Annotated in this window: 17 protein-coding genes; 13 read left to right on the top strand and 4 right to left on the bottom strand. The window is 59.3% G+C overall.

Going from position 1 to position 24,269, the window contains the following annotated elements; all coding sequences use genetic code 11:
• Window positions 1-31: 31 nt before the first annotated feature.
• The gene (locus GSQ93_RS17815) at window positions 32-2,314 is read left to right on the top strand and encodes a xanthine dehydrogenase family protein molybdopterin-binding subunit (protein ID WP_158936985.1); all 2,283 of its coding nucleotides are present in this window, start codon (window positions 32-34) and stop codon (window positions 2,312-2,314) included.
• 93 nt (window positions 2,315-2,407) lie between these two features.
• Here the strand turns inward: GSQ93_RS17815 and GSQ93_RS17810 are convergent, their stop codons facing one another.
• Window positions 2,408-3,697 (bottom strand): MFS transporter, encoded by a 1,290-nt coding sequence (locus tag GSQ93_RS17810; RefSeq protein WP_158937017.1) that lies wholly within the window; start codon window positions 3,695-3,697, stop codon window positions 2,408-2,410.
• A gap of 35 nt (window positions 3,698-3,732) precedes the next feature.
• The gene (locus tag GSQ93_RS17805) at window positions 3,733-5,157 is read right to left on the bottom strand and encodes a M20 family metallopeptidase (RefSeq protein WP_158936984.1); all 1,425 of its coding nucleotides are present in this window, start codon (window positions 5,155-5,157) and stop codon (window positions 3,733-3,735) included.
• 117 nt (window positions 5,158-5,274) lie between these two features.
• Here GSQ93_RS17805 and GSQ93_RS17800 point away from each other — a divergent pair, with 117 nt between their 5' ends.
• On the top strand, window positions 5,275-6,231 hold the full coding sequence (locus GSQ93_RS17800) for a LysR family transcriptional regulator (RefSeq protein WP_158936983.1): 957 nt from the start codon (window positions 5,275-5,277) through the stop codon (window positions 6,229-6,231).
• A gap of 182 nt (window positions 6,232-6,413) precedes the next feature.
• Here GSQ93_RS17800 and GSQ93_RS17795 read toward each other — a convergent pair whose 3' ends face one another.
• Window positions 6,414-7,811, bottom strand: a complete 1,398-nt coding sequence (locus GSQ93_RS17795) for an HdeD family acid-resistance protein (protein ID WP_158936982.1) — start codon at window positions 7,809-7,811, stop codon at window positions 6,414-6,416.
• A 187-nt stretch (window positions 7,812-7,998) separates the two neighbouring features.
• On the opposite strand from GSQ93_RS17795, the gene GSQ93_RS17790 reads away from it, so the two are divergent.
• From GSQ93_RS17790 to pruA, 8 genes are all read left to right on the top strand, one after another.
• Entirely contained in the window at window positions 7,999-8,748 is a 750-nt protein-coding gene (locus GSQ93_RS17790; RefSeq protein WP_158936981.1) for an electron transfer flavoprotein subunit beta/FixA family protein, read from the top strand.
• Between the two features lie 22 nt (window positions 8,749-8,770).
• Window positions 8,771-9,706, top strand: a complete 936-nt coding sequence (locus tag GSQ93_RS17785) for an electron transfer flavoprotein subunit alpha/FixB family protein (RefSeq protein WP_158936980.1) — start codon at window positions 8,771-8,773, stop codon at window positions 9,704-9,706.
• A gap of 266 nt (window positions 9,707-9,972) precedes the next feature.
• The gene (locus GSQ93_RS17780; protein ID WP_158936979.1) at window positions 9,973-10,836 is read left to right on the top strand and encodes an N-formylglutamate amidohydrolase; all 864 of its coding nucleotides are present in this window, start codon (window positions 9,973-9,975) and stop codon (window positions 10,834-10,836) included.
• A 23-nt stretch (window positions 10,837-10,859) separates the two neighbouring features.
• Window positions 10,860-12,920, top strand: coding sequence for an NAD(P)-binding protein (locus tag GSQ93_RS17775; protein WP_158936978.1), 2,061 nt, complete (start codon window positions 10,860-10,862; stop codon window positions 12,918-12,920).
• Window positions 12,921-13,001: 81 nt separating this feature from the next.
• Entirely contained in the window at window positions 13,002-14,312 is a 1,311-nt protein-coding gene (locus tag GSQ93_RS17770) for a glutamine synthetase (RefSeq protein WP_158936977.1), read from the top strand.
• Between the two features lie 9 nt (window positions 14,313-14,321).
• Window positions 14,322-15,491, top strand: a complete 1,170-nt coding sequence (locus GSQ93_RS17765; protein ID WP_158936976.1) for an amidohydrolase family protein — start codon at window positions 14,322-14,324, stop codon at window positions 15,489-15,491.
• A gap of 18 nt (window positions 15,492-15,509) precedes the next feature.
• Window positions 15,510-17,198, top strand: coding sequence for an electron transfer flavoprotein-ubiquinone oxidoreductase (locus tag GSQ93_RS17760; protein ID WP_216857631.1), 1,689 nt, complete (start codon window positions 15,510-15,512; stop codon window positions 17,196-17,198).
• Between the two features lie 47 nt (window positions 17,199-17,245).
• Window positions 17,246-18,865, top strand: coding sequence for an L-glutamate gamma-semialdehyde dehydrogenase (pruA, locus tag GSQ93_RS17755; RefSeq protein WP_158936975.1), 1,620 nt, complete (start codon window positions 17,246-17,248; stop codon window positions 18,863-18,865).
• Window positions 18,866-18,898: 33 nt separating this feature from the next.
• Here pruA and GSQ93_RS17750 read toward each other — a convergent pair whose 3' ends face one another.
• Window positions 18,899-19,774 carry a MurR/RpiR family transcriptional regulator gene (locus tag GSQ93_RS17750; RefSeq protein ID WP_158936974.1) on the bottom strand — a complete coding sequence of 292 codons (876 nt, stop codon included), beginning with the start codon at window positions 19,772-19,774 and terminating at the stop codon, window positions 18,899-18,901.
• Window positions 19,775-20,063: 289 nt separating this feature from the next.
• Here GSQ93_RS17750 and GSQ93_RS17745 point away from each other — a divergent pair, with 289 nt between their 5' ends.
• From GSQ93_RS17745 to GSQ93_RS17735, 3 genes are all read left to right on the top strand, one after another.
• Window positions 20,064-21,173, top strand: coding sequence for a porin (locus GSQ93_RS17745; protein ID WP_254073922.1), 1,110 nt, complete (start codon window positions 20,064-20,066; stop codon window positions 21,171-21,173).
• 270 nt (window positions 21,174-21,443) lie between these two features.
• Window positions 21,444-22,694, top strand: a complete 1,251-nt coding sequence (locus GSQ93_RS17740; protein ID WP_158936972.1) for an MFS transporter — start codon at window positions 21,444-21,446, stop codon at window positions 22,692-22,694.
• Between the two features lie 60 nt (window positions 22,695-22,754).
• Window positions 22,755-24,209, top strand: a complete 1,455-nt coding sequence (locus tag GSQ93_RS17735; RefSeq protein WP_158936971.1) for an amidase — start codon at window positions 22,755-22,757, stop codon at window positions 24,207-24,209.
• Window positions 24,210-24,269: the final 60 nt, after the last annotated feature.

The following is a 24,269-nucleotide window of genomic DNA, read 5'->3' as shown; positions in this document are numbered from 1 at the left end:
GCCCATCCTCAAAGACGCCATGCAAGCGGTGATGAAAAAGGCCATCGCACTCGCCCCTGACAGCTTTATTCCTGGCGGCAAGCCAGATCCACTGATTCTCCACAAGCACGGTTTGATCGGGGCATCGGTGAGCCGGATCGACGGGCCGTTGAAGGTCTCCGGTCGGGCAAGCTTCGCGGCCGAGTTCCCCATGGAGGGGATGACCTACGCAGCGCTCAAGTATTCGTCTGTCGCGCGTGGGCGCATCGTCAGCATGGACACCGCCGCCGCCGAGGCCGCGCCGGGCGTTGCACTCGTGATGACTTATAAAAACGCGCCTCGCCTCAAGCCTATGCCAGCGTTCATGACCCAGCAAAAGGCTGCGGGCGGCGATAACCTGCCGATCATGCAGGACGACCAGGTTCACTGGAATGGCCAGCCAATCGCGCTGGTGCTGGCCGAGACGCAAGAGCAGGCGGACCATGCCCAGTCGCTGATCGACGTTACTTATGAGCCGGGAAGCGACGGGGTAACGTCTTTGGACGCGGCCAAGGCGAAGGGTTCGGAGCCCGGTGTTTTCCAGGGCGAGCCGCTGAAGCTCGAGATCAAGGATGCCGAGGCCATGCTGGCTGCAGCGCCTCACAAGATCGACGTCCGCTATACGACCCCTCGCCATAACCACAATCCGATCGAGCTGCATGCCGCGACGCTCGCGTGGGACGGGGATGCGCTGCGGATCCACGACACCGTGCAGGCGGTAGCCCACGAAGCGTGGACCATCGCCGAGGTGTTCGGTATCGATGAGAAAAAGGTGCACGTCACCTCGCCGTTTGTCGGCGGGGGCTTTGGTTCAAAAACGGTGTGGCAGCATCAGGTGCTGGCAGCGGCGGCGGCAAAGCTGGCACAGCGCCCCGTGCGGATCATGCTGTCCCGGGAAGGCGTGTTCCGCATTGTCGGCGGCCGTACCCTCACCGAACAGCGCGTGGCACTGGGCGCTCAGGACGATGGAACTCTTGACGCCCTGATCCATACCGGCACGGTCGCGATGACGCCGCACAACAACATGCCGGAGCCATTCATCTTGCCGGCGAAGAGCGCCTACGCTTCGCGAAGCTTCCTGCTCGACGTCGAGACCGTCAAAATGAATATGACGGCCAATACCTTCATGCGCGCGCCTGGTGAGGCTGTCGGCACCTTCGGTCTGGAATGCGGCATTGATGAGCTCGCCTACGCAATGGGCATGGACCCGATCGAATTGCGGATCCGGAATGAACCGGAAAAGGATCCGACAACGGGGCTGCCTTTTTCTCAACGCGGTATCGTCGAGGCATGGAAGACCGGCCGCGAGCGATTCGGTTGGGAATCGCGTGGGGAGCCGGGCGCACGGCGCGATGGCGATTGGCTCGTCGGCATGGGCTGTGCCACGGGTACTTATCCTTACTATCGGATGCCGGGTGGTGCCGCACGGATCACGCTGACCGACAAAGGGCGGGCGACTGTTGGTATCGCCGCGCACGAAATGGGCATGGGCACGTCGACTGCCCAAACCCAGATCGCCGCCGAGCGCCTCGGGCTGTCCATGGACGATGTCCACTTCGAATACGCTGACTCTACTTTGCCGGGCGTGGTGCTGGCGGGCGGTTCGCAGCAGACGGCGGCTATCGGCGCTGCCGTGATTGCGGCCCATCACAAGCTCGTCAGGGAACTGCTCCGGTTCGCCGGTAACAGCTCACCCCTCTCCGGCCTGCTACCGGAGGACGTGGGCGGCCGGGACGGCGGTCTTTGTGCCCTGGAGGATGAGAGCCGCTTCGAGACCTACGCCTCCATACTCGCCCGCGCCAAGCGCGAGGAAGTCACTGTCGAGGCGGAGGCTCCGATGCCATTTGAGTTGCCGCACTGGTCCATGCACAGCCACAGCGCCCTCTTCTGCGAAGTGCGAGTCAATGCGGTCACCGGCGAGGTCCGCGTGAGCCGCTTCCTTGGTTCGTTCGACTGCGGCAGGATCATCAACTCCAAGACCGCCGCCAGCCAGTTTCGCGGCGGCATCATCATGGGTATTGGCCTTGCACTGATGGAGCAAACCCAGTTCGACGAGAGAACGGGCCGGGTGATGAATCCATCGCTTGCTGACTATCACGTGCCGGTTCACCTCGACGTGCCGGAGATCGACATCATCTGGAGTGAGGAAGCAGATCCTCACACGCCGATGGGCGCGCGCGGCGTTGGCGAAATCGGCATTACCGGTGTGGGCGCAGCTGTCGCGAACGCCGTCTTCAACGCGACCGGCAAGCGGATCCGCGATCTTCCCGTCACATTGGACAAGGTGATTTGTTAGCTTGGAGACGGATGCGAAGATCTGAGGTAAGCATGGGAGAGGGCCACCTCCCCCTCTTTAATCTTGCTCGTTTAGTTGCAATGCCCTGCCGCATCATCCGGCTTGTTGCGCCGTGCGGTAGTCTCGTTTTGGCTTGCGTTGCATCCTGCTCACCGAAGCCAGTGCGCCGAGGCTGATCACGGCAGTGAATATCAGGTAAAAGCTGGGCGCAGCTTTACTGCCCGTGGCGCTCAGGAGCCAGATGATGATGGCGGGAGTAAAGCCGCCAAAGATAGTCACGCCGATGTTGTACCCAATAGACATGCCGGTCGCGCGGGTAGAAACGGGAAACAGCTCCGACATCAAGGCCGGCAGCGCACCGAAGTAAATGGCCTTGAGCAGCGCGAGCCAGCCGACCAGCATGAATAGCGCGCCGACCGACACATGCGAGACCACGTATGAGAATGCGGGGTATCCCGTGACCAGGAACAAGAGGGCGGTCAGTGACATCTGCTTCAATCGTCCAACACGATCGGACAGATAGCCGGCGAACGGGGTGATGACGGTCAACATCGCTCCCGCGAGCATGCTGGCTGCGAACCCCGTGGACGGGTCAAGATGAAGTTCGCGGATCGCGAACGTCGGCACATATTGGAGCAAGTAGTTCACGGCGGTCGAGACGGTGAGTGTGCCAATCGACACCAGCAATATGAGCTTTTGCTTGGCGAACACGTCACGTATGGGCGTTGCCGTATGGGTGGTCTTGGTGAAGTCTGGCGCATCCTCGAGAAATCTGCGCAGATATAAACCGACCGGTCCAATCAACAAGCCAAAGTAAAACGGCACTCGCCAACCCCATGCCGATAAGTCCGCGGGTGACATGAGCTTCGCAAGGGCGTACCCGAAAATGGACGCTGCGAGCGTTGCCAAACCTTGCGTCGCGAACTGCCAGCTTGCCAGCAACCCTCGACGATGCGGCGCATGCTCAATGAGCATCGCCGTTGACGCCCCGAACTCACCGCCGGCCGAAAATCCCTGGATCAGGCGCGCAACAAAAACGCCGATCGGCGCCACGAGACCTATGGTTGCGTAGGTCGGAATCATCGCAATGATGGCCGTGCCGACCATCATCAAACCGACCGTCAGCAGCAGCGCTTTCTTGCGCCCGTGCTTGTCGGCGTATGCACCGAGCACCATGGCGCCCAGCGGACGAATCAGATACGACGCGCCGAACGTGCCGAACGTCAGGAGCATTGACGCTGTCTCGTTCATCGCAGGAAAGAAATTCTTGGCGATATAAACCGCGAAGATGGCGTAGATGGCGATATCGAACCATTCCAGCGCATTGCCGGCAGAGGTCGCAACGACGACCTGCGTCAGACTGAGAGGTTTCTTCTGCATGATTCGGCCTGGGGCAAGAAAGGATTTAGCGGAGCGCTCTAGGCGCCTGACGTCCGATGTTTGACGATAGCCGGCCCGGACTCACCCAAGTCCCACCACAACCCGGCCATGATGCCGAGCGCCTCGCGTGCAACGGAGCCGAGCAAATGCTCGTTCGGTGCGTGCTGATTGCAGGCCGGATACGAATGGGGAATCCAAAGCGTCGGCAGCGCGAGCGTTATCGCGAACACATTGTTGGGAACCGTGCCACCGAGATTGGGAAGGAGGGCGGGCTTCTTGTTCGTGGTGGCGCGCATCGAGTCGAGCGCCCAGTGAACCCACGGGTCGTCGAGGTCGAGGCGGGTAGCAGGCGTGCCGCCGGACACCTTTACTTGTACGTGTTTGAAACCGTGCGTCTCGAAGTGATTCTCGAGATGCTCACGCACGTGTTCCCAGTCTGTACCCACGACAAAGCGCAACTGGCATGCGGCCTTCGCAACGGGCGGGATCGCGTTGACCGGGGCATCGGCATTGCCGGACTGCATCGCGAGGACTTCAAGGGCGTTCCATCCGATGACACGCTCGGTCGGACTCAGTCCGGGCTCGCCCCATGCCGGGTCGATGCGCGGCGAACTTTCGTCGCGGCCGAGTTCGATATCGGCGAGGGCATTCCTGACAGCGGCGGAAATAGGCGGCGGTCGAAGCCCCTCGACAATGATCCGTCCCTCGCGGTCGACCAGTGTTGCGAGTGCATGGGCGAGTACGACCGCCGGATTGCGAAGGACTCCACCCCAATTTCCTGAGTGGTGCCCGCCTTCACGCAGGTCGACGAGCAATTCGAACCGCACGCTGCCGCGTGAGCCCAGGAAGAGCGTAGGGCGGTGCGCCGAGACGCGCGGGCCATCGGATGCCAGGAACACATCGGCGCGAAGTGCATTGGCTTCGGCAGCGCAGACTGCGTTGAGGCCCGGCGAGCTGATTTCCTCACCGGTTTCGAATATGACCTTGACGTTGTACCCGAGTTTGCCGCCCCGGGCGTTGATAACGGCCGCTAGCGCCGCGAAGTTAATCGAGTGCTGGCCCTTGTTGTCCGCGGTTCCACGGCCATACCAGCGGTCTCCATCGACGGTCATGTCCCACGGCGTGATGCCGCTGCGCCACTGCTCGTCGTAGCCTCTGACGACATCCCCGTGCCCATATGTCAGCACGGTGGGAAGGTGGACACCCTCATGACGCTCGGCGATTAAAAACGGGGCTCCGTCTTGCGCAGGGTTATCGACGATGCGACTCTCGAAACCCAGCTTTGAAAGCGTCGGCGCTATTTCTGTTTGCAGATACGCATAGAGGGCCCCGATTGCAGAGGGGTTTTGACTCTCGGTTCTGAACGTCACCCGGCGTCGTAAATCGGCGAGCAGCGTGCCCGAATCGAAGATTTCGTATGCACCGGCAATGGCCGACGCGCGCGTGATTTGACGTGATTCCATTGAGTTCTTCTCAACCGCTGAATGATGTGAAGCGAAGTTTATGAACGCCATAAATTCGCCACAATTTCAAAATTGGCGGTTAGCATTGCCGAAATGGCAATGCACAAGGGTGTGGATATGATTCATGGAATAGCGCTTCGGTATTTTCTAGAGGTTGCACGAACCGGGTCGCTGGCGGCGTCCTCTGAGAGCCTCCATGTGGCCGTGTCCGCCATCAGCCGGCAAATTGCCAAACTCGAAGACGAGGTCGGCACGCCATTGTTCGAGCGCATGCCTCGCGGCATGGTGCTCACGGACTCCGGCCAATTGCTCGCGGAACATGCCCGGCGCGCGCTGATGGACGCGGACGCTGTATTGAGCGAAATATCCGAGGCGCACGCGTTGGGTCGAGGTATCGTGAGCGTCGGTTGCACTGAAGGCTTCACGCGAAATTTTCTCCCGCGTGTTCTCGCGGGTTTCCATGCCGAGCATCCCCGAGCGCGGTTCGTGCTGCGTTCTGGAACGCCCTCGCAGGTGGAACAATGGGTTGCGCTGGGGGAGGTCGATGTAGGGCTCGCCTTTTCGACATCGACCTCCCCCAGTGTTCATGCCGAGTTCAGCATGAGCGCGCCGGTGTGCGCGCTGCTTCGTCCATCGCATCCCTTGGCGAACAAGGAGGTCCTCACGCTTGACGATCTCTTTGACTATCCGGTGGCCGTCCTCGAGCGAGGGACGACGGTTCGTCAACTTATCGACTGGTGCTGTTCGCGGCGCGGTAGACATCTTGAGCCGCTGTTCACCAGCAACAATTCCAGCGCGATGCATCAATTCGCAGCGTTGACCGGAGCGATCACGCTGGGTAGCGCGATTTCGTTGCGAGGCATAGAGGGTGTGCCGGCCTTATTGGCGAAGCGCATCGACGAACCTCTGTTGAATGAGCGCTTCTTGCAAGTGACAACCATGCGAGGCCGCAATCTTCCTCCACCAATCGGCCAGTTTTTAGAGGTGCTGAAAGCGGCCTTGTCCTCTGATACTGAGGCTGGCCAAGCGGACGTTGCGCAGCCGAGGAAAGGCAGGAGGCGCGCTGGGCAGTGAGCGTCGGCGGATCCTGGCGGTTCCTCTCAGAGCCTGCTGTGTTGCTATCGTGGTTACCTCTCTCAGCGAGGTGTTGCGGCCCACGTTATCTATGTACGGCGGGTCCCTACGGTAGGCAGATTGCAAGATCGGCTGCTGCTCCAAGTCCGAGTAACGCCCCACGCGCGCCGAGCCTGTTTTCTTCAGGATTCTGTACGCGTGGTGCCTTGTGCCGATGCGCTCGCCTGTTCGGCCTCCTCAGCCTGCCAGCGGCGACGTGAGCGAACCATCGTCCTGAGCGCGAGCCGCGCCATCTTGACCCAGCCGAGCGGCCTCGGATCGGCGAGCATGCTGAGCGCGCGGGCGTAGTCGAGGGTCAGGCCGGGCGTCCAGGCCATCGTTGCGCCGCGTTTGCGCACCTGGGCCGCCACCCACAATTCGGGCGTCGACATGACCCGCACCAGGGGTTTCCAGCCGCCGGACCTGGCCCACACCCGCGCCGACGCACCTTCGATCGCCGCTTCGAGCGCGCGCGCCACGGTGCTCGAGCAATTGCGATACGTCAGGTTATAAGTATTGTCCTGTCGACACGCGTCCCAAAACCGTCGCAAGCGTTCCGGATCGTAGTTGCGGATACGCACCTTGACGGTCGACTCGCACCACGCATTCGCCTCAGTCCGGTAGTCGGGCTGGAAGACGCCTGGAATGTCGTTTTCGCGTGTCGCACGCAGCATGCGCCCGAATTCCTCAGGCGAACGATCGATTTCTGTGCCCGGATACAGGCTGATATAGATGCCTTCAGGCGATTCCAGCGCCGCGTGGCCGGTGGATATCGCGCCATTCCGGTCGACGGCCGCGATATAGCGGTTCACGATCACACGTGGCTGCGCCTCGGCCTTGGCGGTGGCGGCCGGCATCCAGACGTGAATGGTGAGGGCGCGTTCGTCGTCCGATGGCGGACCGTCCCATTCCGATACGCTCGAACTGGCCCGTTCCGTTTCGGGCGCGGCGGTTGGCGTCTGTATGGAATCCGCCACTGCGGGGTTGTGCTTCATCCGGCGCACGCGCATGGCGAGCAGGATCATGTTCCAGCCGCCGAACAGCAGGCCGAGCGACACGCAGTAGGGAATTGTCCCCGCGTACGGCAAGGGATAGGGCGAGTAGAAGATGAACGCCAGCACCATTTCAAACACACCGCCCGCGATGGCGAGACGCCAGCGCCGGAACCGCACGATTCTGGCGGAAATGATCTGCAGGACGCCGTCGGCGAAAAAGAGCGTGCCGAAGATCATCGCGAGGATAAAGTTGGCGTGTAGCGTGCCAATCAGGATCAATGCGGCTGCCAGCGTGAAGGCTGAGCCTTTCACGTAGCGCAGCGTGCGCTGGCCGCCCATGCCAGTCCACGCGACGGCCAGCGTCGAGAGGCCTTCCAGCAAAAGCACGAAAGCGAACGGCTTGAGCGGAAAGTAGAGCGAGCCATCCATCATGTCGATGAACACTTCGACGCCCAGCGCCACGCTGAGCCATCCCGCCACCATCAACGCCTTCCAGCGCGTGCGCAGATAGTCGACGCCGAGGAGGATCATGACCAGTCGAACCATGAAGGACCTCCCTGGGCGGTGGCACCGGATTGTCTAAATATAGCAGCGTGGCAAACGGAATGGAGAAAATTATTCTTTATTTCATATTTATCAAAATATGAAATAAAATAATCTTTCTGCCGCTGGCCCGACCTTTGTAGGGTATCGGTTTTCAAAGGCTGCGCCCCATAAAAAGCGAGACTCAAGTATGAAAGTGATTGTGGCAGTTAAGAGGGTGATCGATTCGAACACCCTGGTACGCGTCGACGCAAACGAGAGCCGCGTCGATCTCGCGAACGTGAAGATGTCGATGAACCCCTTCGATGAGATCGCGGTTGAAGAGGCGGTTCGATTAAAGGAAGCAGGTGTGGCTACCGAGGTTATCGCCGTCTCGGCCGGGTTAAGCCAGTCGCAGGAGACCTTGCGTACGGCGATGGCCATTGGAGCGGACAGGGCGATCTTGATCGAGTCCCCGGAGGAATTGCAACCGCTGGCTGTGGCGAAGCTGTTAAAGGCGCTGGTCGACCGCGAACAGCCGCAGTTGATCATCCTCGGTAAGCAGGCGATCGACGACGACTCGAATCAGACCGGTCAGATGCTTGCCGCGCTGGCCGGGTTGCCGCAAGCGACATTTGCATCGAAAGTCGTCGTGGCTGACGGTCGCGCGACTGTGTCGCGTGAAGTGGACGGCGGCACGGAAACGCTGTCGCTGACACTGCCTGCGGTAATCACCACCGATCTGCGTCTTAATGAACCGCGCTACGTGACGCTACCGAACATCATGAAGGCGAAGAAGAAGCCGCTGGAGACGATCAGGCCAGACGATCTTGGCGTCGATGTCAAGCCGCGCCTGAAGACGCTGAAAGTTGCCGAGCCGCCGAAGCGGGCCGCTGGTGTGAAGGTACCGGACGTCGGGACGCTAATCGAGAAGCTGAAGATCGAAGCCAACGTGCTTTAAGCAAAACGCGGAAAGAGACGAAATGACGAATTTGGTAATAGCAGAACACGACAACGTATCGCTTAAAAGTGCGACCCTGAACACGATCGCGGCGGCGCAGAGGATCGGTGGCGACGTTCACGTGCTGGTGGCAGGGCACAACGCGCAGGCCGTAGCGGAGGCAGCAACGAAAATTGCCGGCGTCAATAAAGTCCTGCTGGCCGACGCGCCGCAACTCGCAGCCGGCTTGGCGGAAAACGTCGAATCTACAGTAATGAGCATTGCTAACCACTACTCACACATTCTCGCGCCGGCTACTGCCTACGGCAAGAATATTGCGCCGCGGATTGCAGCGAAGCTAGACGTCGCGCAGATCAGTGAAATCATCTCCGTGAAGTCGGCCGACACGTTCGAACGCACGATTTACGCGGGCAATGCGATCTCGACTGTGCAATCGGCTGACCCAATCAAGGTCATCACGGTTCGATCGACGAGTTTTGACCCCGTTGCGGCCGAAGGCGGGAGCGCGATTCTCGAGAAGATCGAAGCCGCTGCGGACGCAGGTATCTCGCAGTTCGTCGGCCGTGAGGTGACCAAGACGGACCGTGCGGAGCTTACGTCGGCGAAGATCGTCGTATCGGGTGGCCGGGGTCTCGGCAGCGGCGAGAACTACGCGAAAGTGCTCGAGCCGCTGGCGGATCAGCTGAACGCAGCGTTGGGCGCATCGCGCGCCGCGGTCGATGCGGGGTTTGTTCCAAACGACTATCAGGTCGGCCAGACGGGCAAGATCGTCGCGCCTCAACTGTACATAGCCGTCGGCATTTCGGGTGCGATCCAGCATTTGGCCGGCATGAAGGACTCGAAGGTGATCGTCGCGATCAACAAAGACCCGGAAGCGCCCATTTTCAGTGTCGCGGATTATGGCCTGGTCGGCGATTTGTTCGAGGTCATCCCGGCGTTCACCGCTGGTTTGTCGTAACCGTCGCGCGAACTGCGATCGGCAAGGCAGATTTGTCGGCGGAATGGGCGGGATTCAAGCACAGTGCTTAGACGTTTTCCGCACACATGTCATGACCGGTAAAAAAACACTGAAATGATAAATGTCGAATTAAATGAAAAATATTTTTCATGCGAAGATGCTGGCGTTTATGAAAAAAACGTTACATAATTCTATAAAAATTGCCATATGAAACTATCTTGACACTGAAGACGGGTCGTCGGCGAGGCACTTTACGGAGGCATTACTTGAACACGATCCACCCGCTCAGCCCTTTCTCGCCAGGCGTTACGTTGCTGTCGGCAGAGGATCCACCGCCCGTCGCGCGTCACGAAGGCGGGAGCCTTGACTGGCTGGTTGTTTCGGATCACGCGTCCGCACAAATTCCGCTCGCACTGGGCCAACTCGGGCTGGACGAAGCAGACAGGCTTTCGCATATCGGCTGGGACATTGGCACGCGGGTGATCGGGCAGAGGATTGCGCAACGCTTGCGCTGCACGCTGATTGAGTGCGGTTTCTCGCGACTTGTAATCGACTGCAACCGCTATCCAACTGATACTGCATCGATACCCGCGGTCTCCGGGGGCATCCGGATTCCGGGCAACGCTGAATTGACTGACGCTGACCGGCAGGCTCGCATCGCCGAGATATTCAAGCCCTATCAGCAAGCTATTTCCGACGAGTTGAACGCCATGCAGGCGAAGGGCGGCTTGCCTGTTTTTATCTCCGTCCATTCGTGTGCAGCCGACTGGGAGGGGCGGCGACGTCCGTGGGAGATCGGCATTAGCTGGTCGCATGACGATCGCGTTGCGAAACCGTTACTCGCCAGACTCGGATCTGACGAAGCACTCGTCGTCGGCGACAACTTGCCGTATTCGCTGGACCTGGGCGTCGATTTCACGACCCCTGAGAATGCTGGCCGGCGCGGCCTCGCCCATGTTCAGGTCGAATTCCGCCAGGACCTGGTCGAGACGGAGTCCGAAGCAATCAAATGGGCAGACGTCTTTGTCGACGCGCTCCTCGGTTGCGAGTCGGTTGACGAGTGGTATGCGGAGGACCGCAGCCTGCAGCAAGCGTTCCTCCCGGCGGCGTCGCCGTGGCTTGGTTCCTGACAGCGAACAGACTGGAGAAGAACATGCGCGATCCGCGTTACGACATCCTTTTCGAGCCGGTGCAAATCGGTCCCGTTCGCACAAAGAACCGCTTTTACCAAGTGCCGCACTGCAACGGCATGGGGCACGCGCACCCGTCCGCAATGGCCGGCATGCGAGGTGTCAAGGCCGAAGGAGGCTGGGGCGTTATCTGCACCGAGGAATGCGAGATCAGTCCTCTCAGCGAATTTTCGCCCTATGTTGAGGCCCGGTTGTGGGACGAGCGGGACATTCCGGCCCTTGAACGCATGACGAGCGCGGTCCACGAACACGGCGCGCTCGCAGGCGTCGAACTGGCTTTCAACGGCTATTCGGCGCCTAACAGGACCAGCAGGGAGATACCCTGGGCGCCGTCCAACACGCCGGTAAGGGGATACGATCCGGTGCAGGCCAGGGCCATGACCTTGACCGATATCAAATCGCTGCGAGCGATCCATCGTGCTGCGGCGATCCGCGCGCGCGATGCCGGGTTCGACGTCATCTATGTCTACGCAGGGCACGATCTCGGGCTGCCGTTCCACTTCCTCACGCGCCGGAACAACCGCCGCAGCGACGAGTACGGCGGCGCATTGGAGAACCGCGTGCGGCTTCTGCGCGAACTCATCGAAGACACTAAAGATGCGGTGGGCGACCGCTGCGCCGTCGCAGTCCGGCTCGCAATCGATGAGCAAGCCGGACCGATTGGTTTGTCGAAGGATACCGAAGGAACGCAGATCCTTTCGCTTCTTGCAGAGTTACCTGACCTGTGGGACATCAACGTTGCCGACTGGTCCAACGACAGCGTCACATCGCGCTTTGCCGGCGAGGCGTATCAGGAGGAGATTCTTTCGGGCATCAAGTCGCTGACGAGCAAGCCGGTCGTAGGTGTCGGACGCTTCACTTCGCCTGACACCATGGTGTCCCAGGTCAGGCGCGGCGTGCTCGATCTGATCGGCGCGGCACGTCCGTCGATAGCTGATCCGTTTTTGCCGAAGAAGATCGAAGAGGGCAGGGTCGATGAGATACGCGAATGCATCGGCTGCAACATTTGCGTGACCGGCGATCACACCAGTACGCCAATTCGTTGTACTCAGAATCCAACCATGGGTGAAGAATGGCGGCGTGGCTGGCATCCGGAACGCGTTCAGCCTCGCAGCACCGACGCCACCGCGCTCGTGGTGGGAGCGGGGCCGGCCGGACTCGAGTGCGCGCGCGTACTCGGACTGCGTGGCTACGAGGTAGTGCTGGTCGAATCCACCCGGTCGTTAGGCGGACGAGTGGCGCGTGAAGCCAGGTTGCCAGGACTCGCCACGTGGGGGCGGGTCATTGACTACCGAGTAGACGCTTTAAGCCGTCTGACCAACGTGGAAATTTATCGGGAAAGCGAAACCGGCCCGGACGAAATAGTTGAGTTCGGCGCCCGGCACGTTTTCATCTCGACCGGGTCGGTCTGGCGGCGCGATGGGCTTGGCCGGGCGATCCGCGAGCCGTTGAACGCGCCAAGCCCGTTGAAGCTGCTGACGCCGGACGACGTTCTCGCCGGTGCGGACGTGCCGTCACCGTTAGTGCTGTTCGACGATGACCACTACTACATCGGCAGCGTGCTCGCCGAGCTCCTGGTGTCGAGAGGCATAGAAGTCATCTTCGTTACACCGGCGCCCGACGTGGCGGCGTGGACGCACAACACACTCGAGCAGGGACGCATTCAACGTCGGCTCATTGAGTCGGGCGTCACCATCCTGCCTTCGTTGTCCATAGCCGGGCTCCGTCAGGACGGCGTTGTTCTCAGTTGCGTCTACACGGACAGGACAAGGGTCGTTGAGGCCGCTGGCGTGCTTCTCGTCACGTCAAGGGAGCCGATCCAAGGTGTCTATGAGTCGCTGGGCAGCGCACCCGAACGCTTGCAGGACGCGGGCATTCAGTCGATCCGTCTGATCGGCGATTGCGATGCGCCCGGGACCATTGCAGCTGCCGTCTACTCCGGGCACCGTGCCGCGCGCGAACTTGGCGAGCCCGAGGCGCGTCTGGCAATGCGCCGCGAGATCATCATGCTTGCAGAAGTCTGAGCAGTTTCCCGGCGAGTCCCAATTTTCGCCTGGAGCCCGTGCCAGGTCATTTGATTTGAAGTGGAACATGAAGGAGTTGAAATGAACGGAGACGTGGCAATGTTGAGCTGGTGTGATCTCACTGGCCTTGTTCGGTGCAGATCGGTGCTTCAGGATCAGCTCAGTGCTGCTGGCCGTTACGGGGTCGGCTGGCCTGCCGCCGGACAGGCAATCCTGCCCTTCGGAACGGTCGCGGACAACCCGTGGGGACCACTCGACGAGGTACGGCAAGTGCCGGTGGGCACCAATGCGTTGCTGGCCGCCCGCGACGAATGGCCTATGTTCAACATGGTGCTGACGCGATCGGTTGACCGTGACGGCAAGCCATGGGACTGTTGTCCGCGCTCGTTCTGCGATGCGGCGCTGAGTGCGTTACGTCAGGAAACAGGATGGACCCTGCTCAGCGCTTTCGAGTTCGAGTTCACGCGCCTTGGTGAGCCGGAAGTCGCGGCGAGGCCGGTCTACACGCTCGATGCGTTCCGGACATCCGCAAAGTTTTTCGATGCCGCCGTGTTCGCCTTGCGCGAAGCCGGCCTGGATCCACAGACGGTTGAACCCGAGTTCGGGGCGGGACAGTTAGAAATCGCCTGCGGTCCGGCCGCGGGGATGGCCGGCCCGGATCGCGCGGTGATGATTCGCGAAGTGCTTCGTGAAGTCGCGCGCCGTCAAGACATGAAGATCACATTTTCCCCGAAGCCTGCGCCGGATGAAGTCGGTAACGGTCAGCACGTTCACTTCAGTTTTCTCGATGCCGCCGGCAAGCCGGTTCTCTACGACAAGGACTCGCCCGCACTCATTTCGCCGCAGGCCGGTTCCTTCGTCGCCGGCATCATGCGGCACATGCCCGCGATTTGCGCAATTGCCGCGCCCGCGCCTATTTCGTACCTCCGGTTGGGACCGCACCACTGGAGTTGCGGTTATAAATCTTTCGGCCTGCAGAACCGCGAAGCTGCAATTCGTGTTTGCCCGCCGGCGTCCCGTGAGGAGGCGGACCGGGCGCGAGCAATCAACCTGGAGTTTCGGCCGCCGGATGGTCTGTGCAATCCGTACCTGCTCATTGGCATGCTGGCGTATGCCGGTCTTAGCGGCATCCGCGACAAGCTTCCCCTGCCGCCCATGGTCGACCGGGATCCAGCCGATCTGTCGGACGAAGAGCGCCGCTCGCTCGGTATCGAGCCGTTGCCGGCAAGCCTTCTCGAAGCGCTCGATGCGCTTGCCAACGATACCGAAGCACGCTCCTGGATGCCACCGCTGTTGCACGATGCGTTTCAGAGCGTCAAGCGATCCGAGATCGCGGCGGTGAAGGACAAGTCGCCAGACGAACTCTGCGCCATCTATCGGAATATCTACTAGGGACACGCAATGATCGACCTCAATTTTGGACTTGTTGACCATCACTGCCACGGCACAATCAAAAGCGATCTCGACCGAAAGGGGCTCGAGGGCCTGATGTCGGAAAGCTATCTGCCGCCGCCGCCCGGCACCAGCCATTTCGACAAGCCGCTGGGGCTGCTCATTCGCCGTCATTGCGCGCCGGTGCTGGACCTGGAGCCTTTCGCCGATCCGGACACCTATGTGGCCCGGCGCCTCGAACTCGGTGCGCAAGAAGTGTCGCGGCGCCTGCTGTGTGCGTCCGGCATCGACACGTATCTGGTAGACACCGGACATCGATCAGCTCGCCTGACGGACCCGTTCGAGGTCGGTCAACTCGGCGCAGCCGCGGCTTGCGAAGTAGTACGTATTGAAGCTGTCATTGAAAGCGTGGCGCGAAATGGCGATGCGGCCAGCTTCGCCAGGCGTTGCGAAGCGGAACTGCGCGCCCGCGTCGTTCACGCGGTTGGTCTGAAGAGTGTCGTTGCCTATCGCGCAACCTTCAAGATCGATCAGACGCGGCCGTCCGCGCATGACGTCGAAGCAGCAGCGGGCCAATGGCTTGCGTCGATGGGGGATGGCGCCCCTCGTCTGATGGACCCCGTCTTGTTGCGCTTCGGTCTTTTCCTCGGGCTCGATATCTGCCGGGAGAAACAATTCCCGCTGCAACTGCATGTCGGATTCGGAGACCCCGACGTCTACATGCACGCGTGTGATCCGACCCACTTCACGGACTTTTTGAAAGTGACGGAAGAGGCGCGCGTGCCGGTCACGTTGTTGCACAACTATCCGTTCATTCGCGAAGCAGGGTGGCTTTCAGAAATTTTCCAGAACGTGTATTACGACGTCGGTGCGATTTTGAATTTCCTGGGACCGTCGGCAGTGACTGCCATGCGCCATGCGATGGAAATGGGCCCATTCTCAAAGCAACTTTTCAGTTCGGATGCGTTCGGCCTGCCAGAACTGCATTTTCTGGGCGCGCTGCAGTTTCGAAAGACGCTAGGCATCGTACTGGACGAATGGATTGCCGATGGTGCATGCACGGCGAAAGATGCCGAGCAGATTGCCGCTTCGATCGCTTTTCGCAATGCGCGGCGCATCTATCCGCTAGAGGGTACGGACAGGTCTGTCGACCTTTCGCTGCCAGAGCTGTGCTTGTGATAGCGGATCGGTGACGTCATGGGTTTCGAAGCAAACAAAGACTTGTGCGCCGGCGAGACGGCGGTAATTCGCGAGTCGATGGAGTACGACGTGGTGATCGTCGGCGGCGGCCCTGCCGGACTTTCCGCGGCGATCCGCTTGAAGCAACTGGCGACTGAACACGACGCTCAACTGAGCGTATGCGTACTGGAAAAAGGATCTGAGATCGGGGCGCACATCCTGTCGGGCGCGGTGATGGATCCGCGCGCGATGACCGAACTGATTCCGGACTGGAAGGAAAGAGGCGCGCCGATCACGGTCGATGTGACCGAAGACCGCTTCCTGTTCTTGACCGCCACCGGGTCGAGAAGCGCGCCGACATGGGCGCTACCGGATAACTTCAAGAATCACGGCAACTATGTCATCTCACTGGCTAACCTTACTCGTTGGCTCGGTCAGCAGGCTGAGGCGTTAGGCGTCGAGATTTTTCCGGGCTTTCCAGCTGCAGAAATTCTCTATGCCGACGATGGCTCGATCAAAGGCGTCGCGACCGGCGACCTTGGCAATGGCCGTGACGGAAAACCGACTGAGAACTTTCAGCCCGGTATGGAACTGCACGCAAAGTACACGCTGTTTTGCGAAGGCGCGCGCGGGCACCTCGGCCGTCAACTGAACGATAAATTCAACCTGCGCGAAGGCGTCGATCCGCAGGTCTACGGGATCGGCATCAAGGAACTGTGGGAAATCGATCCGTCGAAGCATAAACCCGGGTTGGTGATGCACACGGCCGGCTGGCCGCTGAAAAGCGATACGTACGGCGGCTCGTTCCTCTATCACATGGATAACAACCTGGTCATGGCCGGGTTTGTGGTGGGATTGGGATATACGAACCCGTACCTGTCGCCGTTCGAGGAATTCCAGCGCTACAAGACGCATCCGGCAATCCGTACGTTTCTTGAAGGCGGAAAACGTGTCTCCTATGGCGCGCGGGCAATAACGGCAGGCGGATTGATGTCGCTGCCAAAGTTGGTGTTTCCGGGCGGTGCACTGGTCGGCGACGATGCTGGTTTCCTGAATGTATCGCGCATCAAGGGCTCGCACGCGGCTATCAAGACCGGCATGCTGGCGGCGCAGGCTACATTCGATGCAGTCCAGGCGGGACGCCAGGGAGACGAACTCACCGCTTATCCGGAGAGCTTCAAGACGTCGTGGCTGCATGCGGAATTACATCGTTCGCGTAACTTCAAGCAGTGGATGAGCAAGGGCCTTTATCTCGGCACCGCCATGGTTGCCGTCGAGCAGAAGCTGCTTGGGGGAAACATGCCCTGGACGCTGCATCATCAGCAATCCGACCATGAGACGTTAAAACCCGCTTCGAAGTGCACACCCATCGCCTATCCGAAACCGGATGGCAAGCTGACATTCGACCGGTTGTCCTCAGTGTTCATTTCGAACACTCATCATGAAGAGAATCAACCGGCTCACCTGACGCTGAAAGATCCTGCAGTGCCGGTGAATGTGAACCGGAAAATCTATGCCGGTCCGGAGTCGCGCTACTGCCCGGCGGCCGTGTACGAGTTCGTCGATAACGACGACGGCAGTGAGCGCCTGGTGATCAACGCCCAGAACTGCGTGCATTGCAAGACATGCGACATCAAGGACCCGACCCAGAACATTGTGTGGGTGACGCCTGAGGGTGGCGGCGGCCCGAACTATCCGAATATGTAGCCGGTCCCGACATGTTTTTTAAGCAAAAATCCTATTTGGACAATGACATGAACAGCGATATTTTACCGCCCAATGAACCGGTCCTGACCTACCGCCCCCACTCGGAGGAGCGGTCTGTCCTGACCTCTGAACTGAATGCACAGTTATCCGCAGTCGTTGAAATTCCAGTCGTGATCGGGGCAAGCCGCGTTGTTTCGGGCGACACAGTTGGCGTGACGCGTCCCGATCAGCACGATCATGTGCTTGCACAGGTTTCTCAGGCCAGCCCACTTGACGTCCAGCGTGCGATCGAAGCGGCCGTGAGCGCACAGCACGATTGGGCACGCTGGTCGTTCGAAGACCGCGCGGCAGTGTTTCTCAAGGCGGCGGACATGCTGGCGGGGCCATGGCGGCAACGCCTGAATGCCGCGACCATGCTCGGTCAGGGAAAGACCGTGCAGCAAGCGGAGATCGACTCGGCGTGTGAGCTGATCGATTTCCTCCGCTTCAACGTGAGCTTTGCGCGCCAGATCCACGCGATGCAACCACGCTCGCCAAAGGGCGTCAGCAATTCGCTCGAATACCGGCCGCTCGAAGGCTTCGTCTACGCTGCGACGCCATTCAACTTTACAGCGATCGGTGGCAACCTCGCGTGCGCGCCGGCACTGATGGGCAACACGGTTGTATGGAAACCCGCTGCGACGGCCGCGCTTAGCAACTATCTGTTCCTGCAACTGCTGGAAGAGGCCGGATTGCCGCCCGGCGTCATCAATTTTGTTCCCGGGGACGCTGCGACCATTACGCAAGCCGTGCTCGCATCGCGCGAATTCGCCGGCCTGCATTTCACGGGCTCCACCATGGTGTTCGATTCGCTTTGGCGGTCGGCGTCGGCCAACCTGACGCAGTATCGGAGTTATCCGCGGCTGGTCGGCGAAACGGGTGGCAAAGACTTCGTTCTCGCGCACCCATCTGCCGACGTCGACACCCTGAGTATCGCGTTGATCCGCGGCGCCTTCGAGTACCAAGGGCAGAAATGCAGCGCGGCGTCGCGCGCTTATATTCCTTCGTCCCTTTGGCCCGCTGTCAAGGAACGCCTCGTGGTGGCGGTCGCCGATATCAAGATGGGACGCGTGACGGACTTCGAAAATTTCATGAGCGCGGTGATCGACCGGAAAGCGTTCTCGAGGATCGAGGGTTATCTGGTCGCAGCGAGATCCGATGCCACGGCTCGCATCGTAGCGGGCGGTTCAAGCGACGACAAAACCGGATACTTCATTGAACCGACAGTGATAGAAGTGTTTGATCCAGAGGCCGTGACGATGCGCGAAGAGATATTTGGTCCAGTGCTGAGCGTCTACGTTTATCCGGACGCGAAATGGGACGAGGTGCTGCGACTCGTCGACGAAACCAGCCCGTATGCGCTGACCGGCGCCGTGTTTGCGCAAGAGCGGAGCGCGGTCGTTTCGGCGCGTGACGCGCTGAGCTTTTCGGCGGGCAACTTCTACATAAACGACAAGCCGACCGGTGCCGTGGTCGGGCAGCAGCCGTTTGGCGGAGCGCGCCGCAGCGGCACGAATGACAAGGCCGGTTCGCCGCTCAACCTCCTGCGCTGGGTATCACCGCGAACCATCAAGGAGACGCGCGTCGCTGACCGGTCATATGGGTATCCGCATATGACCGCGTCCTAACGCTAGAGCCGTGCGATGGCGGCGTCGCACGGTTCACTGCTTCAGCACGTATTCCAACCCGAACTCTTCGCGCACACTTTCGAGCCGCGAGATGCGGTCGTGAACTTTTTCCCCGCTCGTGACGAAAATCTGATGCATGAAGAAATCGACGAGCGCGAGCGCGCTGGTGTAGCCGTCAAACGGAAAACCCGTTTCAGTGTGACAAATGAATGCCTGGCTGGCGAACTTGACGGCGGGCGACATGTAGGGATCGGTAATCAGGACAATCTGTGCCTTACGCGCGTCGGCGGCCTGCACGAAGTCCGCCGTGTCTTGTTGATACCGTCGAAAGTCAAAGGCTACCAGCGTGGCTCGCGCGTCCAGTTCCAGCAGCATGTCGATGGCGGCGGTATCCACCGTTTCGATGAATACGGTTTTGCTTCGCACGTTGTGCAGCAATTGTTGAAAGTAACGTGCGATCGATGTGCTTTGCCTGCCGCCAAGAAAGTAGATCGTTCGCTTGGGGTCGGCGAGTTTTTCCACGAAAGACCGGACCTCATCCATGTTCAGCGAATCCATGGTTTGGCTGATGAGGCGCGAAAACAGCCGGGTGGAGTTTGCCGGATCGCCCGCATCCGGGGCAGGTCCGGGCAGTCTCTCGAACAGTGCACCAGGCGATGAAAACCGGGCAACCACGTCACCGTGCAGGGCGCGCTGAAACTCAGGAAAGCTTGAAAAGCCGATCGTTTCCGTAAAGCGCGATACGGTCGCGGCGCTAACGCCCGCCGCGCTTGCGATCTCAACGAGGGTCTTCAGGCCCGTGATGGGAAAGTCTGCGATCAGGGTCATCGCAACGCGTTTTTCGGCCGGGCTGAGCGTCTGGAGCGACGAGCGCATACGGTCAAGCAGTGTTTGGGTAATTTTTTTCATGGCCGACATGTTTTTACCTATTGAAAAATTATTTTCCTCTACTTAAGCTTGTTTCACGGTCGCAGTCAAGTAGCCGCGCGTTCGGACCGAAGCAAGAGAGTGCCGTGACGCATGTTAGCAAGGTACTGAATATTATTGGCGAACGGCGCTGAGGCTTGTCGGCTGGAAACAAGAAATTTCAGATCGTTTTATCAGCACTACTACATAACGAATGCGGCATTGCTACGCGATGCCCGATGAACCGCAACTGCCGCCTATGGCATTTATGCAACTACCTTTGGAGATAAAAGTGAACCCGCGTCTTGTTCTTGGTCTTACCGCTTTCGCCTACGCATGTGGAGCATCAGCGCAAAGCAACGTTACGTTATATGGGCTGATTGACTCAGGTCTGACTTACTCGACCAACCAGGGTGGTAAAAGCAGCGTTCAGGCAGTAAGCGGTGTACCCGTGGGAAGCCATTGGGGCCTGACGGGAGCGGAAGACCTCGGCGGTGGATTGTCGACTGTGTTCAAACTCGAAAGTGGGTTCAGCGGATTCACCGGTCAGGGATATGGACCCAACGCGGAATTTACCCGGCAAGCTTACGTGGGTATCGCGAGCAGACAATACGGCACGCTCACCATGGGCGTTCAATACGACTCGATTGTTGATTTCGTTGCTCCGTACACGTCAAATGGTGGATATGCGGGGTTGTACTTTTCACACCCGCAAGACGTCGACAATACTGACAACAGTGTCGTTGAAACAAACACCATCAAGTACAAAAGCGCGAACTACGGAGGCTTGACGTTCGGCGGGGTGTACAGCCTTGGGGGTATAGCGGGGCAATTCAATAAAAACGGCATGTGGAGCGCGGGTGCGAACTACGCGTACGGACCGTTCGGGATTGGCGCAGGCTATCTTCGTGCAAACAGCCCCGCAACTGGCTTGAATAGTTACCTGCAAAACAGCGCCGGGTTCACTAACACGGTCTACGGAAGTTATCTCGCGGCGGCGACTTATCAAAACATCCTTGGTGCAGGCGCTTCGTACACACTCGGCGAAGCCAAGTTTCTGCTGAGTTATACGGACACTCTGTTTGAAGGGGGTGATGCAGGCCATAACGTGAGCTTCAAGAATCTTGAAGCCGCGGTGCACTACAACCTGACGCCTTCGTTCAGCGTGCTCGGATCCTATACCTATACCTTTGGTGACAACAACGCAACGAACACGAGTCCCAAATACCACCAGGTCAATTTGATGGCTGACTATTTCCTGTCGAAACGAACGGATGTCTATGCGATGGCGGTCTATCAACAGGCCGCGGGCGCCGCACAAGTCGCGCAGATCACCGGCTTCAACGCGTCAAGCAACAAGCGTCAACTGGCGTTGCGTATCGCGATGAAACATTCCTTCTGATCTATCGCTGCTTTGTTTTCATCCGGTGTGGCATGGCGCGATCAATGCACTTTTGCCGCATCCGGATTGACGACCGGCGTGAGAGCCATCGTAAGCCGCATCAACATCTTTCAGAAGGAACTATATGGCATTCGAAACAAATCATATTGACCGTCGGCGCGCCAAGTTGGCGCACGCCTTCTTTCGGGTCAATCAGGCAGTCGCTACCGGACACACCGGCGCGCGCCTCGACTCGCATGCAACGTCTTGCTTCAGTTAAGAGAGAGCATCATGAGCGTCTATGTGCGTATAGCGGCAGTAATGTTTCTCAACTTTTTTATCTGGGGGGCGTGGTACGTCACCGCAGGGCTTGTATTGAGCAAGCACGGTCTGGGTAGTGAAATCGGCAACGTCTACTCGCTTGCTCCGATCGCATCCCTGATTACTCCGTTTCTCTTTGGCTATCTCATCGATCGGTACTTTAGCGCCGAACGCGTGCTCGCTGTATTGCACCTGATCGGGGCGGTCTTGCTTGCCATGGTCCCAACGCTTATCGAACGTCACGATGCGTTCTGGCTGCTGACCACGCTGTTCGTCTACAACATGTGCTTCATGCCAACGTTGTCGCTGACCAATAACGTGGCGTTCCACCATCTCGGCACGGCGGAGAATTTTCCCTACCTGCGGATCTTCGCTAACGTGGGCTGGATCGTACCCGGCTTCTTTATCGGTTCAATGGGATTGTCGGACAGCACGATAGTCTTCGATATTGCTGCCGTTTCCTCGGCAGTCCTTGGACTTGTCAGCCTGACGCTGCCGAAGCGACGTCCAGATCTTTCCGCCGCGGCGCAACACCGTTCGTCGTTTCGAGACGGTCTGGTGCTGTTCAAGAATGGCCAATTTGTCGTCCTGCTGCTATGCATGATGTTGATTTCGGTACCGTTGACGTTCTACTATGCCTACACAGCAACGTTCGCCGATGCGGTTGGTTTCAAACAGGTCGGCACCGTCATGACGATCGGCCAATTGAGCGATCTCGTGGCGATCGCGTTGATCCCGTTGCTCATCAAGCGCGTCGGCTACAAATGGATGATTTTTGCCGGCATGGTTGGCTGGATCGTCCGATACTGTCTCTACACCTTCGGCTCCGTGCCACCAAGCCTGACGCTTGTTTTCATCGGCATTGCAATCCACGGCATCTGCTATGACTTTCTTTTCGTCACGGCCTTCATTTATACGGAGAAAATTGCCGGGGATGCCGCGAAGGGGCAAGCCCAAGGACTGGTGATGATCTTCACGTACGGGCTCGGCATGCTGATTGGCGCGCAAATCGCAGGCCATATCTACAACTCCTATACGCCTCTAGCGTCCGGCGGCCTCGCTTTGGCAAGTTGGAAGTCGTTCTGGCTTTACCCGCTCGGACTTGCCTGCGTCGCGGCTTTCGTACACCTCGTTGGGTTCCGCAGGCGGCAGAAAGCGGAGTCGGTGCACTCGCTTCCGGCGGCACTGCAAGAATACCGGCCTGACGTGAGCCAATCTTAAGTAAAAAAATCGCTGGCCATCGAGCGCCAGCGGAAACCAATAGCTGAAAAGGAGCAGGAAATGAGCAGCACTACCAAAGAATTGGCAGAAGTCTATGCAAACACCGATGCGCTGGGACTTGCGGCGTTGGTTAAACAAAAACAGATCTCGCCGCTCGAATTGCTGGAAGTGGCAATCGATGCAGTAGAGACATTGAATCCGCAGTTGAACGCGGTCACTCAGAAAGCGTATGAGCTTGCGCGGACGGAGGCATCGAAGGTGCCGCTCACGAGCGTGTTCGCCGGCGTTCCGTTTCTTCTAAAGGATCTTGCGACAGCTGCGGCAGGGATGCAGACAACCAATAGCTGCCGTTACTATAAAAAATACAATCCGGTTTCAACTGCTGACAACGAAGCTGTCCGTCGAATGCGAGCTGCTGGCCTGGTGCCTTTCGGTTTTACCAACGTCCCCGAAAACGGCTGGGCGTTAACGACCGAGTCCGTACTCAACGGGCCGGCGAGAAACCCCTGGAATCCACAGCTTACGCCGGGTGGCTCTAGTGGTGGCGCGGCAGCGGCAGTGGCTTCCCGTATGGTCCCACTCGCCGAAGGGAGCGACGGCGCCGGCTCGATCCGCATGCCCGCGTCCGTGTGCGGATTGGTGGGACTAAAGCCGTCCCGTGGGCGCATCACGGTCGCGCCAGCGACGGACTTCTGGCACGGCGGAGCCGTATTCCTGTGCCTGTCGCGCTCGGTTCGGGATACCGCCGCTTACCTTGATGCCGTCGGCGGGGCACTGACGGGAGAGCCCTACGCATTGCCACTTCCTGAAACGTCTTTCTCTGCTCAAGCCTTGGCGCGGCCGGGTAAATTGCGCTGCGCTTTCAGCGTGTCCCTGCCCGGCGGAGGAGAAGTTGATCCCGAGGTGGCGCAAGCAATTCGGATGACAGCCCTTCAGATTGAAGCGCTTGGCCACAGCATCGAGGAACACGACCTTGAGTTTGACGTGGAGAATTCGTGGAGGGCCTACCGGCACATGATCGCTGTTCAGGCGGCCGTTCAGTTCGCTGACGCCGCGTCCACGTTTGGTCATCCACTGACAAGGGACGACGTCGAACCCTACACGTGGGCGAACATTGAGAAAGGTCGCAGCATCGACGGAATGCAACACGCGAAGGATATCGACACGCTTCGATCTGCGGGCGTCAAGATCGCTCAAAACGTTGAGCCGTTCGATGTTTTTATCACGCCCGTCATGCGGCGGACCGCGTTCCCACTGGGCTCGGCTTGCAAAATGGGCGTTGGAGACTACGAGGCATACAACGCCGAATTTCTTCCCGATACGGCATTTTTGTTCCCATTCAACGTCAGTGGGCAGCCGGGTATTTCGTTGCCGCTGCACAGCAGTAGCGCGGGACTTCCGATCGGCGTTCAACTTGTCGGCCGACTCGGCGGAGAAGGTACGCTGTTGCAATTGGCTACGGCGCTGGAAGAAGCTCATTCCTGGCACGGGCGTTGTCCAGGCATCCGCTACTGATGTTAACTTGACGAGCGCGGCCCGTCGCTGCCAGAACGCTTAACGTACGCTTGGAATGTG

The sequence above is a fragment of the Burkholderia sp. S171 genome (genome assembly GCF_009766085.1).
GTDB lineage: Bacteria > Pseudomonadota > Gammaproteobacteria > Burkholderiales > Burkholderiaceae > Caballeronia.
This window is presented reverse-complemented; position numbering and strand designations above follow the sequence as displayed.

What these genes read in the sequence shown, in the direction of transcription:
- GSQ93_RS17750 (WP_158936974.1), bottom strand. Translation starts at nt 19,774, where the DNA reads ATGAAAAAAATTACCCAAACACTGCTTGACCGTATGCGCTCGTCGCTC.
- GSQ93_RS17775 (WP_158936978.1), top strand. Translation starts at nt 10,860, where the DNA reads ATGCGCGATCCGCGTTACGACATCCTTTTCGAGCCGGTGCAAATCGGT.
- GSQ93_RS17815 (WP_158936985.1), top strand. Translation starts at nt 32, where the DNA reads ATGAAAAAGGCCATCGCACTCGCCCCTGACAGCTTTATTCCTGGCGGC.
- GSQ93_RS17800 (WP_158936983.1), top strand. Translation starts at nt 5,275, where the DNA reads ATGATTCATGGAATAGCGCTTCGGTATTTTCTAGAGGTTGCACGAACC.
- GSQ93_RS17735 (WP_158936971.1), top strand. Translation starts at nt 22,755, where the DNA reads ATGAGCAGCACTACCAAAGAATTGGCAGAAGTCTATGCAAACACCGAT.
- GSQ93_RS17770 (WP_158936977.1), top strand. Translation starts at nt 13,002, where the DNA reads ATGAACGGAGACGTGGCAATGTTGAGCTGGTGTGATCTCACTGGCCTT.
- GSQ93_RS17765 (WP_158936976.1), top strand. Translation starts at nt 14,322, where the DNA reads ATGATCGACCTCAATTTTGGACTTGTTGACCATCACTGCCACGGCACA.
- GSQ93_RS17740 (WP_158936972.1), top strand. Translation starts at nt 21,444, where the DNA reads ATGAGCGTCTATGTGCGTATAGCGGCAGTAATGTTTCTCAACTTTTTT.
- GSQ93_RS17760 (WP_216857631.1), top strand. Translation starts at nt 15,510, where the DNA reads ATGGGTTTCGAAGCAAACAAAGACTTGTGCGCCGGCGAGACGGCGGTA.
- GSQ93_RS17790 (WP_158936981.1), top strand. Translation starts at nt 7,999, where the DNA reads ATGAAAGTGATTGTGGCAGTTAAGAGGGTGATCGATTCGAACACCCTG.
- GSQ93_RS17795 (WP_158936982.1), bottom strand. Translation starts at nt 7,811, where the DNA reads ATGGTTCGACTGGTCATGATCCTCCTCGGCGTCGACTATCTGCGCACG.
- GSQ93_RS17805 (WP_158936984.1), bottom strand. Translation starts at nt 5,157, where the DNA reads ATGGAATCACGTCAAATCACGCGCGCGTCGGCCATTGCCGGTGCATAC.
- pruA (WP_158936975.1), top strand. Translation starts at nt 17,246, where the DNA reads ATGAACAGCGATATTTTACCGCCCAATGAACCGGTCCTGACCTACCGC.
- GSQ93_RS17785 (WP_158936980.1), top strand. Translation starts at nt 8,771, where the DNA reads ATGACGAATTTGGTAATAGCAGAACACGACAACGTATCGCTTAAAAGT.